The 13589-nt window shown below is 64.8% G+C and carries 10 protein-coding genes; 3 read left to right on the top strand and 7 right to left on the bottom strand.

From position 1 onward, the window contains the following. Nucleotides 1-225 precede the first annotated feature (225 nt). From IVB19_RS32880 to IVB19_RS32870, 3 genes are all read left to right on the top strand, one after another. Entirely contained in the window at nt 226-1419 is a 1194-nt protein-coding gene (locus IVB19_RS32880; protein ID WP_085351844.1) for an efflux RND transporter periplasmic adaptor subunit, read from the top strand. A 6-nt stretch (nt 1420-1425) separates the two neighbouring features. Further along, nucleotides 1426-4578: a multidrug efflux RND transporter permease subunit gene (locus tag IVB19_RS32875; protein WP_018454611.1), complete on the top strand. Its 3153-nt coding sequence runs from the start codon at nt 1426-1428 to the stop codon at nt 4576-4578. A gap of 262 nt (nt 4579-4840) precedes the next feature. Further along, nucleotides 4841-5980 carry an AAA family ATPase gene (locus IVB19_RS32870; RefSeq protein WP_018454610.1) on the top strand — a complete coding sequence of 380 codons (1140 nt, stop codon included), beginning with the start codon at nt 4841-4843 and terminating at the stop codon, nt 5978-5980. A 33-nt stretch (nt 5981-6013) separates the two neighbouring features. Here the strand turns inward: IVB19_RS32870 and IVB19_RS32865 are convergent, their stop codons facing one another. The 7 genes from IVB19_RS32865 to gap all read right to left on the bottom strand — a co-directional run bounded on the left by IVB19_RS32865 (nt 6014) and on the right by gap (nt 13457). Next, nucleotides 6014-6799: an inositol monophosphatase family protein gene (locus IVB19_RS32865; RefSeq protein WP_018454609.1), complete on the bottom strand. Its 786-nt coding sequence runs from the start codon at nt 6797-6799 to the stop codon at nt 6014-6016. 85 nt (nt 6800-6884) lie between these two features. After that, complete coding sequence (locus IVB19_RS32860) at nt 6885-7979, bottom strand: tetratricopeptide repeat protein (RefSeq protein WP_018454608.1); 1095 nt, start codon at nt 7977-7979, stop codon at nt 6885-6887. Nucleotides 7980-7987: 8 nt separating this feature from the next. Then, a complete protein-coding gene (locus IVB19_RS32855) occupies nt 7988-8662 on the bottom strand; it encodes a thiamine phosphate synthase (protein WP_018454607.1) in 675 nt (224 codons plus the stop codon). Nucleotides 8663-8665: 3 nt separating this feature from the next. Continuing rightward, complete coding sequence (locus IVB19_RS32850; RefSeq protein WP_018454606.1) at nt 8666-9691, bottom strand: class I fructose-bisphosphate aldolase; 1026 nt, start codon at nt 9689-9691, stop codon at nt 8666-8668. A gap of 274 nt (nt 9692-9965) precedes the next feature. Next, nucleotides 9966-11033, bottom strand: a complete 1068-nt coding sequence (fba, locus tag IVB19_RS32845) for a class II fructose-bisphosphate aldolase (RefSeq protein ID WP_247820769.1) — start codon at nt 11031-11033, stop codon at nt 9966-9968. Between the two features lie 67 nt (nt 11034-11100). Beyond that, complete coding sequence (locus IVB19_RS32840) at nt 11101-12297, bottom strand: phosphoglycerate kinase (protein WP_018454604.1); 1197 nt, start codon at nt 12295-12297, stop codon at nt 11101-11103. Nucleotides 12298-12449: 152 nt separating this feature from the next. After that, nucleotides 12450-13457 (bottom strand): type I glyceraldehyde-3-phosphate dehydrogenase, encoded by a 1008-nt coding sequence (gene gap / locus IVB19_RS32835; protein WP_018454603.1) that lies wholly within the window; start codon nt 13455-13457, stop codon nt 12450-12452. Between the last annotated feature and the right edge of the window lie 132 nt (nt 13458-13589).

The raw sequence follows: 13589 nt of genomic DNA, 5'->3' as shown, positions 1-13589 counted from the left end.
TCTTCTGACGCAGCACGCGGTGATGGAACCGGACTCACAATCGGGTGAGACGCGAAAAACGCCGTGAACTCAGCACCCTAGGCCGTGTGACATTGGGCCGCCCGCAAGGTGCGTTGCGTCGCAGCACGTCCGCTCTATTTTGACCGCATCAGCCGCGTGCCATGGCCCAGAACGGGCCTCGCGCCGAGCGGGATCGGTTTCAACAATATCGGGGCACCCCATTTCATGTCAGGACTTCGCGCGCGATCGGCATGCGTTGCAATGATGCTCGCGGCCTTTACGCCGCTGTTGGCGGGCTGCGACGAATCCAGCTCCGCCATTTCAGCCGCCCAGCCCAACGACCCCGACGTCAGCATCGTCATCGTCAAGCCGCAGCCGCGTGCCGTGGTGCGCGAGCTGCCGGGCCGCATTGCGCCGACGCGCGTCTCCGACGTGCGGCCGCGCGTGTCCGGCATCGTGGTCGAGCGCCTGTTCCGGCAGGGCAGCGAGGTGAAGGCCGGCGATCCACTGTATCGGATCGATCCGCGTCCGTTCGAGGTCGAGGTGATGGCCAACGAGGCTGCGGTCGCCAAGGCCGAGGCCGCGTTGATGCAGTCCCAGCAGCAGGCGCGCCGCATCGCCACGCTCACCAGCCAGCGCGCCGCGCCCGAAGCCGAGAACGAGAAGGCGATCGCGGCCGAGCGCCAGGCCCATGCCGAGGTCGAGGGCCGCAAGGCCGATCTCGCGCGCGCAAAGCTCAATCTCGACTATGCCACCGTACGCGCGCCGATCGACGGCGTCGTCGGTGCCGCCCTGGTCAGCGAGGGCGCGCTCGCGGTCCAGAACGAGACCAATCTGGCCACCATTCAGCAGCTCGATCCGATCTATGCGGATTTCACCCAGTCGGTGAACGAGCTCAACCAGCTCCGCCGCGCCTTCGAGAGCGGTGACCTCGAGCGCATCGCGCCCGACGCCGCCAAGGTGCATCTCGTGCTCGACGACAACACCCTCTACTCGCTCGACGGCAAGTTGCTGTTTTCGGATGCCAAGGTCGACGCCAATACCGGTCAGGTGACCTTGCGTGGTGAGTTCCGCAATCCGAAGCGCGAGCTGCTGCCGGGCATGTATGTCCGCGTCCGCATCGACCAGGGTCTCGATAGCGATGCGATCGCCGTGCCGCAGCAGGCGATTCAGCGCAATGGCGGCGGCGGCAGCGAGGTGTTCGTCGTCAAGGACGACAATCGCATCTCGGTGCAGCCGGTGCGCACCGGTTCGGTGCAGGACGGCATCTGGTTCGTCACCGACGGCCTGAAGGCTGGCGACAAGGTCGTGGTCGAAGGCTTCCAGAAGTTCGCCGCCGGCGACAAGGTCAAGCCGCAATCCTGGTCGGAAGCGGATGCGACCGCCGACAACCGGCACGCCCAGAAGCTGATGCGGTAATAGACCATGGCGAGCTTCTTCATCGACAGGCCGATCTTCGCCTGGGTCGTCGCGCTGTTCATCTGTCTGGTCGGCGCAATTTCGATTCCGCTGTTGCCGATCGCGCAGTACCCGATCATCGCGCCGCCCTCGATCTCGATCTCGACCAGCTATCCCGGTGCCTCGCCCGAGAACCTCTACAACAGCGTCACGCGGCTGATCGAGGAGGAGCTCAACGGCGCCTCCGGCATCCTCAATTTCGAATCGACCAGCGACTCGCTCGGCCAGGTCGAGATCATCGCCAATTTCGTGCCGGGCACCGATACCAGCGCCGCCTCGGTCGAGGTGCAGAACCGCATCAAGCGCGTCGAGGCGCGGCTGCCGCGCGCGGTGATCCAGCAGGGCATTCTGATCGAGGAAGCCTCCAGCGCGGTGCTCCAGATCATCACGCTGAACTCGACCGACGGCAGCCTGGATGAGGTCGGCCTGGGCGACTTCATGATCCGTAACGTGCTGGGCGAGATCCGCCGCATCCCCGGCGTCGGCCGCGCCACGCTGTATTCGACGGAACGTAGCCTGCGCGTCTGGGTCGACCCGGCAAAGCTGGTCGGCTATGGCCTGACCGCCGACGACGTCAACAAGGCCATTGCCGCGCAGAACGCGCAGGTCGCTTCGGGCAGCATCGGCGCCGAGCCGTCGACCTCGACCCAGCGCACCTCCGCGCTGGTGCTGGTCAAGGGCCAGCTCTCGTCCCCGGATGAATTCGGTACCATCATCCTGCGCGCCAATGCCGACGGGTCGACCGTGCGGCTGCGCGATGTCGCGCGGATCGAGGTCGGCGGCCTCAGCTACCAGTTCAACACCCGTCTCGATGGCAAGCCGACCGCCGGTCTTTCCGTGCTGATGTCGCCGACCGGCAATGCGCTGGCGACCGCGAGCGCCGTCGAAGAGAAGATGAAGGAGCTGTCTCGCTTCTTCCCGGCCAATATCGGCTACGAGATTCCATACAACATCACGCCCGTGGTCGAGGCCTCGATCAAGAAGGTGTTGTCGACGCTGGTCGAAGCCATCGTGCTGGTGTTCGTGGTGATGTTCCTGTTCCTGCAGAACATCCGCTACACCATCATTCCGACCATCGTGGTGCCGGTGGCGCTGCTGGGCGCCTGTACCACGCTGCTGCTCGCCGGCTATTCCATCAACATGCTCTCGATGTTCGGCATGGTGCTCGCCGTCGGCATCCTCGTCGACGATGCCATCGTCGTAGTCGAGAACGTCGAGCGCATCATGGCCGAGGAGGGGCTGCCGCCCAAGGAAGCGACGCGGAAAGCGATGTCGCAGATCACCGGCGCCATCATCGGCATCACGCTGGTCTTGATGGCCGTGTTCGTGCCGATGGCGTTCTTCCCGGGCTCGGTCGGCATCATCTACCGCCAGTTCTCCGTGACCATGGTCGCCGCGATCGGCTTCTCGGCCTTCCTCGCGCTGTCGCTGACGCCGGCACTGTGTGCGACGCTGCTCAAGCCCGTCGCGGCCGGTCATGGCCATGCCAAGAAGGGCGTGTTCGGCTGGTTCAACCGCATGCTCGACGGCAGCAAGGAGGGATATTCCCGCACCGTCGGCTTCTCGCTGAAGCGCACCGGCCGCTTGATGCTGGTCTATGTCGCGCTGCTCGCCGGCCTGTCCTGGGCCTTCGTCAATCTGCCCGGCGGCTTCCTGCCCGTCGACGACCAGGGCTTCGTCACCACCGACGTGCAGACGCCGTCGGACTCGTCCTACGGCCGAACCGAGGCGGTGATCGAGAAAGTGGAAAAATACCTGGCGCAGCGTCCGGGCGTCGACAACGTCACCTTCCTCACCGGCTTCAGCTTCTCCGGCCAGGGCATGAACACCGCGCAGGCCTTCATCACCCTGAAGGACTGGTCGGAACGCGGGCCGAAGGATTCTGCGGCCGCGATCGTCGCCGACATCAACCGCGATTTGTCGTCGTCGATCCGCGACGCAAAAATCTCCGCGCTGCAGCCGCCGCCAATCGACAATCTCGGCAACTCCTCGGGCTTCTCGTTCCGTCTCCAGGACCGCGGCCAGAAGGGTTATCCGGCCTTGATGCGCGCCGCCGATCAGTTGATCGCGGAGGCCAATGCGAGCGCTGTGCTGCAGAAGGTCTATGTCGAGGGCCTGCCCGAGGCCGGCGTGGTCAATCTCGTGATCGACCGCGAAAAGGCGGGCGCCTTCGGCGTCACCTTCGAGGACATCAACAATACGATCTCGACCAATCTCGGCTCGAACTACATCAACGACTTCCCGAACCGCGGCCGCATGCAGCGTGTCGTGGTGCAGGCCGATGCCCGCGACCGCATGCGGACCGAGGACATCCTCAACTACAACGTCAAGAACAGCCGCGGCCAGCTCGTGCCGTTCTCGTCCTTTACCACCGTGGAATGGGCGCGCGGACCGACGCAGATCGCCGGCTTCAATTATTATCCGGCGGTGCGCATCTCGGGCGAGGCGAAACCCGGCTTCACCTCGGGCGATGCCATCGCGGAGATGGAACGGCTTGCCGGCAAGCTGCCGCGCGGCTTCGGCTATGAATGGACCGGGCAGTCGCTCCAGGAGAAGCTGTCGGGCTCGCAGGCGCCGTTCCTGCTCGGGCTCTCGGTATTCGTGGTGTTCCTGTGTCTGGCCGCGCTTTACGAGAGCTGGACCATTCCGCTCGCGGTGCTGCTCACCGTGCCGCTCGGCATCGTCGGCGCGGTGGTCGCGGCGATGCTGCGCGGCCTGCCCAACGACGTCTATTTCACCGTCGGCCTGATCACCATCATTGGCCTTGCGGCCAAGGACGCGATCCTGATCATCGAGTTCGCCAAGGATCTGCGGAAAGAAGGCAAGCCGCTGGTGGACGCCACCATCGAGGCCTGCCGCCTGCGCTTCCGCCCGATCCTGATGACCGGCCTTGCCTTCATCTGCGGCGTGCTGCCGATGGCCATCGCCCATGGCGCCGGCGGCGCCAGCCAGCAGGCGCTCGGCAGTGTCGTGATGGGCGGCATGATCGCGGTAGTGATCCTGGCGCTGCTGATGGTGCCGGTGTTCTTCGTCTCGGTGCAGCGCGTGCTGGGCGGGGATCGGGAGAAGGCGGCGAAGCAGGGCGAGATGTACGGGCCGCCGGCGCCGGCCGAGCTGTAAGGTGAGGTGTCATGCCCCGCGCAGGCGGGGCATGCCGTACCCCGCGGCCTTTCCGTATCCGAGCGGCGTCTCTGGAATACTGGATCATCCGCCTTCGCGGATGATGACCGTCGGGTTTGCGCTGGTGAGAGTCGGCCATTGAACGCCGGATCGGTCGGCTTGATTTCTCGGAGGCCTCAATCCAGACTGCACCCCTGGATTGAAACATCGTATTCGCACCTTACTGCGAATGCGGAGATAGCCCGCCGATTGAGAGCATGTGATGCGTCCGACCGACATTGCGATCTCGAACTATCGCTCCATTCGGCGGCTCTCCATACCCATCCATCCCCTGTCGGTGTTCGTCGGCGAAAATGGAGTCGGCAAGTCCAATCTCTACAAGTCCTTGTCGCTGTTGCGCGACGCGGCGACCGGTCAGATCACCCGCACGATCGCCGATGAAGGCGGTTTGAATTCGGTCTGCTGGTCCGGCATACGCAAGCGAGGCGAAGACGGGCGGCTGCGGCTGTCGGCGACATTCGACGGCATGAGATATTCCATCGAGCTCGGATTTCCCAGCCCGCTTCAGGCGGCATTTTCCGGCGAGCCGATGATCAAGGCCGAAACGATCGAAACGACGCGCGGCAAACGCACGGTCAAGCTGATGGAGCGGATCAATTCGCTCATCAGCGTCCGCGGCGAGAGTGGCGCCTGGAACGCTCACAAGGATGCGGTGCTGCCGTCAGAGACCGCGCTTGCGGCTTTTTCCGATGGCAAGCAATGCCCGGAAATCGACCTGATCAGAAATGCAATGCTGGGCTGGCGATTCTATCATGACTTTCGCACTGATCCGGCGTCACCGATACGAAAGCCTTGTCTGGCGATCGCAACGCCCTCGCTCAGCGCCGATGGCATCGATCTGGCTGCCACCCTGGCGACCCTCTATGTCATTCGGGAAGACGCCGACGACCTGCAGGACGCGATCCAGGATGCATTCCCGGGTGCCGAACTCCGCGCATGGGAAGAAAATGGCAGGTGTGAATTCGATCTGCAATTGCCGGATATGCCGCGGCCGTTCAGGGCTCATGAACTATCCGACGGGACGCTGAAATACATCTGCCTGCTCGCGGTATTCATGGGCTATCGGCTGCCGCCGTTCATTGCGCTGAACGAACCCGAGACCAGCCTGCATCCGTCGCTGCTTGCGCCGCTGGCCCGGCTCATCGCCAAGGCATCGCGCCGCGCCGACATCTGGATTGTCACCCATTCGGAACAGTTGATGGACGCACTGCGAAGCGAGAGTTCGGTCCCGCTCCGCCGGGTGATCAAGTCGAAAGGCGCCACGGCGATCGAGGGCCTGACCATCGGCGGTGAATATCGCGACGACGAAGCCGACGAGGACGATGAGGACGACGATTCCTAACCGTCGTCGATCGAGCCGTCGTGCTGCTGCGGCCTACTTCCGCAAGATCTTCACCAATTCCCCGTGCACGTATTCATTCCCGCACACGACATTGCCTGTCACCAGCGCGTCGCCCGGCGTATCGATGTCGGTGATCGTTCCGCCCGCCTCGCGCAGCATGATCAGACCCGCCGCGATGTCCCAGGATTGCAAATTGCGCTCCCAGTAGCCGTCGAGGCGGCCGGCGGCGACGAAGGCCAAGTCGAGCGAGGCGGCGCCGAAGCGGCGCAGGCCGGCGACGCGCTCCTGCATCGCGGTCATCTCGCGACGGAATTCCTCGTGGTCGCCGCGGCCGATATGAGGCAGGCCGCAGGCCACCACGCATTCGTTGAGCTGACGGCGGCCGGCCACGCGCAGCCGCTGGTCGTTGAGGAAGGCGCCCTTGCCGCGCTCGGCGATGTAGAGCTCGTCATTGGCGGGATTGTAGATCACGCCGGCGATGATCGTGCCCTCGCGCGAAAGCCCGATCGAGATCGCGAATTGCGGGATGCCGTGCAGGAAGTTGGTGGTGCCGTCGAGCGGATCGACGATCCAGGTGTGGCTCTTGTCGGAGCCCTCGCGCGTTCCGCCTTCCTCGCCGATGAAGCCGTAGCCGGGCCGCGCCTTGGCGAGGTCCTGGTAGAGGATCTCCTCGGCGCGCTTGTCGGCCAGCGAGACGAAATTCGCCGGTCCCTTCAGCGAGACCTGGAGATGCTCGATCTCGCCGAGATCGCGCTTGAGGCTGCGGCCGGCGCGGCGCGCGGCCTTGACCATGACGTTGATAGTTGCGGAATATAGCATGAGCTTCCGGTCTTGATCGGGGGAAATGGCGCGAAATCGCGCCTGTTTGAGGGATGGGGTGCCCTGCGGGGGCCTCAACGTCAAGTCATTTGGCCCCGAGCCATTTCCTGGCGGCGGCCTCGGCCTTGGCCCGGTCCTCGGCCGGCAAATCGGACAATTGCTTGTCCAGCTCCGGATCGCCCTTGCCGGAGGTCTTGGCCACCAGATGCCACTTGAAGCCTTCGACCTTGTCCACGGCCGTGCCCATGCCGTTGATCAGCACCCAGGCCAGCCGGTTCTGCGCGATCGCGCTGCCCTGGCGGGACGCCTTGCGGAGCAGGGCGACGGCCGCCGGCTGGTTCTTCGGCGTGCCGGTGCCGTTGAACAGCGCGATGGCGTATTCGACCTCGGCATCGACATTGTCGGTCAGCGTGGCGACCTGGAGCAGACGCACCGCCCGTTCCAAATCCTTCGGCACGCCAGTGCCTTCCTTGTAGAAGGTCGCGAGCGCGTATTGCGCCTCGGGCAGGCCGGCATCAGCCGCCTGGCGCAGCAGCTCGGCGGAGCGCTTGACGTCCTGCGGCAGGGTCTGGCCGTCGAGATAGAGCAGCGCGAGATTATAGGCCGCCTTGGGTTCGCCGAGCTTGGCGGCGGACGCCATCAGCTTGACCGCCTCATTTTTGTCGACCGGGCCGCCGCGGCCGGTCATCCTCAGCATGGCGAGCGCGAACATCGCCTCGCGGTCTCCGGCGTCGGAGGCGCGCTTGTACCATTGCAGCGCCTTGGTGTAGTCGCGTCGGATGCCCATGGCGTTGGAATAGAGCTCACCCAGCATGGTCATCGCTTTGGCATCGCCGGTTTCGGCACGGGCCGTGGCGAGTTCGAAGGCGGTCTTGTACTGGCCGCGCTGATAGGCGCCGTACACCAGATCGACGTTGGGGTTGTCGGTCGGCGGCGCCGGAATCACGGTCGCGGCCGGAGCAGGCTTTGGGGAAGCGGAAGGTTTCGGGGAGGCTGAAGGTTTGGGTGCCGGCGGCGCTTCCTTCTTCTTGGTGATGGTGTGCGGCGTGGCCTTCGGCTTGTCTTTGGTTTTCTCGGCCGAAGCGCCCGGCGTTGCCACCGGCGGCGTGATCTGGAGCTGCGCGGCCGCGGGCGCCGTCAGCAGCAGCGTGGCCAGCATGATGATGCGCGGGAGCTTCATGTCGGGCGCTAGCCGTGCTCCTGGTCTGCAAGCGCAGTCGCATGAGCCTTCTTGATCGCAGCGTCGGCCTCGATCAGCGCAGCCTTGGGTCCGCGCGGATCGGCCCAGATGAAGTCGCCCACCAGCACGAAATCGGCGCCGCTGGCGGCGAATTCGTGGGCCTCCTCCAGCGAGATGGCAAAGCCGACGCAGGGCGGTTCGAACAGCTCGGCCCACCAGTCCAGCCGCTCAGCGATCGCTTGCGACGACGGCCGCTGGCCCTTTGCGTCGGGTTCGCCGAACAGCACGTAATCCGCGCCAATCTCGCCCGCATCCATCGAATGGTGCCGCGTCGTCAGCCCGCCAACGCCCGCGATGCGATCGGGCTTCAGCGATGGCAGCGCCTCTTTCAGCGCGGCGATGCCGGGCAGATGCGCGCCGTCGGCGCCGCCGCGTGCGACGAGCTCAGGATGGCCATCGACAAGCAGCGCCGCGCCCGCTTTCTGAGCCGGCGGCGCCAAGGCCTTGATCCGCGAGATCATGGTGCGCTGATCGGTCTGCTTCAGCCGCAGCAGCACGGCCGCGACATCGGCGGCGGCGAGCAGGCCGGGCAGCTCGGCCAGGAGCGAAGCGGGATCGTCGACGACAGGCGTCGCGAGATAAAGGCGCGGCGCCGGGCGCGGCGGAGGAGATTTGTTCGACAAGATCTAGGCCGCTTTCTGTTCCAGGCTGCTTTGCCATTCGCCTTTGCAGGCGAGGCCATTCATGCGCGCGCGGTGACTGAATGCGCTTTGTCCGGCCGCGACGTTCTCGGCCTTGCCTGACCAGGCCTTCTGCGGCGCGGCCTGGAGTGCGCGACCATAGGAGAAGGTCAGGCCCCAGGGCAGCGGGCCGAGCTTGTGCATGGCGTTGAGATGCGCCGTTGCCTCTTCATCCGATTGGCCGCCGGAGAGGAAGGCGATGCCGGGCACCGCCGCGGGCACGCACGCCTTGAGCAGCCGTATCGTCTTCTCCGCGACCTCCTCGACGCAAGCCTGCTTCGCGCACTTCTTGCCGGAGATGGCCATGTTCGGCTTCAGCACCATGCCCTCGAGCGCGACGCGCTGCACGCGCAATTCCTGAAACGTCTTGTTGAGCACACGGCTCGTCACCTCATAGCAGCGATCGATGTCGTGATCGCCGTCCATCAACACTTCGGGTTCGACGATCGGCACGATCTGCGCGGCCTGGCACAGCGCTGCGTAGCGCGCCAGCGCGTGGGCGTTGACGCTGATCGCAGTCATGGAAGGGATGCCACTGCCGATGTCGATCACCGCGCGCCATTTGGCGAAGCGTGCGCCGCGCTCGTGATATTTCTTCAGCCGTTCGGCGAGCTTGTCGAGCCCGACGGTGACGAGCTCGCCCGGACACATCGGCAGGGCTTGGGTGCCTTCGTCGACCTTGATCCCGGGGATGGCGCCGCTGCTCTCGATCAGCTTGACCAGGGGCGTGCCGTCCTTCGCGTTCTGCCAGATCGTCTCGTCATAGAGGATGACGCCGGAGATGTAGCGGCTCATGGCTTCGTTCGAGCGGAACAGCATCTCGCGATAGTCGCGGCGGTTCTCTTCGGTCGATTCCACGCCGATCGCGTCGAAACGCTTCTTGATGGTGCCGGAGGATTCGTCGGCGGCAAGGATGCCCTTGCCGGGCGCGACCAGGGCGGTCGCGATCCTGTTCAGCTCAGTCAGATTCATCGAGATGTCCTCCCAAAACGATTCTGCCCTTGCCGGTGAAAATAGACCGTTCTCGGGCAAATGCCGAGTTAACGTTCGTCGCAGGGTAAGGGCTGGGGCAGCGTTGGGCCGGCCGGGCGACTCTTCACCTCGCCCCGCTTCGGGGAGAGGTCGGATCGCCCTTGCGATCCGGGTGAGGGGGGTACAGGTCCCGCAGTCATCTCATCTGCCGAGAGAGCCCCTCACCCCAACCCTCTCCCCGCGAAGGGCGGGGAGAGGGGAAGGATAGAGCAGCTTACGCCACCTTCGGGGCGAGCTCGCCCTTGGCGTAGCGCTTGGCCATCTCGGCCGTGGTCAGCACCTTCTTGATCTTGGAGGCGTGGCCCGCGGTATTGAATTCCTGGAGCCGCTGCTTGCACAGCCTGGTCATCGCTTCCATCGCGGGCTTCAGGTACTTGCGCGGATCGAACTCTTCGGGATTGTCCTTGAGCACTTTCCGGATCTGGCCGGTCATCGCCATGCGGTTGTCGGTGTCGATGTTGATCTTGCGCACGCCGTTCTTGATGCCGCGCTGGATCTCGGCAACAGGCACGCCCCAGGTCGGCTTCATCTTGCCGCCATAGGCGTTGATGATGTCCTGGAGGTCCTGCGGCACCGAGGAGGAGCCGTGCATGACGAGATGCATGTTCGGCAGCTTGCGGTGGATCTCCTCGATCACGTTCATGGCGAGGATGTCGCCGTCGGGTTTGCGGGTGAATTTGTAGGCACCGTGAGACGTCCCCATCGCGATCGCGAGCGCGTCGACCTGGGTCTCCTGGACGAACTTCACGGCTTCATCCGGATTGGTCAGGAGTTGGTCGTGGCTGAGCTTGCCCTCGGCGCCGTGGCCGTCTTCCTTGTCGCCCATGCCGGTCTCGAGCGAGCCGAGCACGCCAAGCTCGCCCTCGACCGAGATGCCGCCGAGATGGGCCATGTCGGTTACGGTCTTGGTGACGCCGACATTGTAGCCCCAGTCACCGGGGGTCTTGCCGTCGGCCTTGAGCGAGCCGTCCATCATCACCGAGGTGAAGCCGGCCTGGATCGCGGTCATGCAGGTGGCCGGCTCGTTGCCGTGGTCGAGATGCACGCAGACCGGGATGTGCGGGTAGATCTCGGTCACCGCGTCCATCATGTGCTTGAGCATGACGTCGTTGGCGTAGGAGCGCGCACCGCGCGAGGCCTGGATGATGACGGGCGCGTCGACCTGGTTGGCCGCGTCCATGATCGCCAGCGCCTGCTCCATGTTGTTGATGTTGAAGGCCGGGACGCCGTAATCGTTCTCCGCCGCATGGTCGAGCAATTGACGCAACGTGATCCGAGCCATCTGTGTTTTTCTCCCGTTTGGGCCTGCAAGGCCACTGCTTGAAGGCGGCTGACGACTTGCCGACCGATTACTTGGTGCGCAGAACTTCGACGCCGGGCAGGGGCTTGCCTTCCATCCATTCAAGAAATGCGCCACCGGCGGTCGAGACATAGGTGAACTGACCGGCCACATGGGCCTGGTTGAGAGCCGCGACGGTGTCGCCGCCGCCCGCGATCGAGATCAGCTTCTTGGCCCTGGTGCGCTCGGCGGCATGCTTGGCGGCGGACATCGTGCCGCGGTCGAACGGCTGCATCTCGAAGGCACCGAGCGGTCCGTTCCAGACCAGCGTCGCCGCATCGTCGATCGCGGCATGGACACGTGCGATCGACTGCGGACCGACGTCGAGGATCATGCCGTCGGCCGGGATCGCGTCGAGGCCATAGGCGTGCGACGGCGCGTTGGCCGCGAAATGATAGGCGACGGTAGCGTCGACCGGCAGGATGATGGCGCAGTTGGCGGCTTCGGCCTTTTCCATGATGCGCAACGCGGTCGCGGCGAGATCCTTCTCGGCCAGCGACTTGCCGATGCCGACGCCCTGGGCGTGCAGGAAGGTGTTGGCCATGCCGCCGCCGATCACGAGCGCGTCGACCTTAGTCACGAGGTTTTCGAGCAGGTCGATCTTGGTCGAGACCTTGGCGCCGCCGATGATAGCGATGACAGGCTTGGTCGGTGAGCCCAGCGCCTTCTCCAGCGCGACCAATTCGGCCTGCATGGTGCGGCCGGCATAGGCGGGCAGCTTGTGGCCGAGGCCTTCGGTCGAGGCGTGGGCGCGGTGCGCGGCCGAGAACGCGTCATTGACCCAGATGTCGCCGAGTTTTGCGAGCTCCGCGACAAAGGCCGGATCGTTCTTCTCTTCCTCTTTGTGGAAGCGGGTGTTTTCGAGACAGAGGATGTCACCGTCCTTCAAGCCGGCAACGGCCTTGACCGCGGGCTCGCCGATGCAGTCGTCGGCGAAGGCGACGGGCTTCTTCACCACCTTCGACAGCGCCTCGGCCACGGGCTTGAGCGAGTCCTTGGCATCGCGCCCTTTCGGCCGGCCGAAATGCGCGAGCAGGATGACCTTGCCACCCTTGTCCGAGATTTCGGTGATGGTCGGCGCGACGCGCTCGAGCCGGGTTGCGTCGCTGACGCGGCCGTTCTCCATGGGCACGTTGAGGTCAACGCGCAGCAGCACGCGCTTGCCCTTCACATCGACGTCGTCGAGGGTGCGGAATGATTTCGTCATCGGAGGCCCTTGTCCCGGGCGCACCGCGGCGCGTAGTGCCGCCGTGCAGAACCGGGACCCAAATTGCGGCGAGTCCCGCGGTTAGTTAAACGGGCCCCGGCTCTGCGACGCAGCGCTTCACGCTACGTCGCGTCCGGGACACGAGAGCGGAGTTAGATCACCTTCGACATCGCGACGGCGGTATCCGCCATACGATTCGAGAAGCCCCACTCGTTGTCGTACCAGGACATCACGCGCACCAGCGTGCCGTTCTGCACCTTGGTCTGGTCCATGTGGAATGTCGAGGAGTGCGGGTCGTGGTTGAAGTCGATCGAGACGTTCGGCGCGGTGGTGTAGCCGAGAATGCCCTTGAGCTGCTGCTCGGAGGCACGCTTCATCGCCTCGTTGATTTCCTTCGGATCGGTGGCGCGCTTGGCCACGATCTTGAGATCGACGACCGAGACGTTCGGGGTCGGCACGCGGATCGCGACGCCGTCGAGCTTGCCCTTCAGTTCCGGCAGCACGAGGCCGATCGCCTTGGCGGCGCCGGTCGAGGTCGGGATCATCGACATCGCAGCCGCGCGGCCGCGATAGAGATCCTTGTGCATGGTGTCGAGAGTCGGCTGGTCGCCGGTATAGGCGTGGATCGTGGTCATGAAGCCGGTCTCGATGCCGACGAGGTCGTTCAGCACCTTGGCGATCGGCGCAAGACAGTTGGTGGTGCAGGAGCCGTTGGAGACGACCAGATGTTCCCGGGTCAGCGTGTCGTGGTTGACGCCGTAGACGATGGTGGCGTCGGCGCCGTCGGCGGGCGCAGAAACGAGAACGCGCTTGGCGCCGGCAGTCAGATGCGCGGAGGCCTTGTCCTTCGAGGTGAAGATGCCGGTGCATTCCATCGCGATGTCGATGCCGAGATCTTTCCAGGGCAGCTTCGAGGGATCGCGCTCGGCGGTCACCTTGATCTTGTTGCCACCGAGGCTGATCGTGTCGCCATCGACGGTCACGGTGCCGGGGAAACGGCCATGGACGCTGTCGAAGCGAAGCAGATGGGCGTTGGTCTCGACCGGGCCGAGGTCGTTGATGCCGACGACCTCGATGTCCTTGCGGCCGGACTCAGCGATGGCCCGCAGAATGTTGCGGCCGATGCGGCCAAAACCGTTGATTCCGACGCGGACTGCCATGTTTCGTCTCCTTCAATGACCGTTGTCATCCCGCACAACGCGCTAGCGCGCCTGCGAGGGTTTTTTTAGGGCGGACGCCCGGTTCGGCCGGGCGGGGCTTGATCATATGGGACGTTAGGTAGTCCTTTTTTT

The organism is Bradyrhizobium sp. 187 (assembly GCF_023101005.1).
Lineage (GTDB): Bacteria > Pseudomonadota > Alphaproteobacteria > Rhizobiales > Xanthobacteraceae > Bradyrhizobium > Bradyrhizobium canariense_D.
This window is presented reverse-complemented; position numbering and strand designations above follow the sequence as displayed.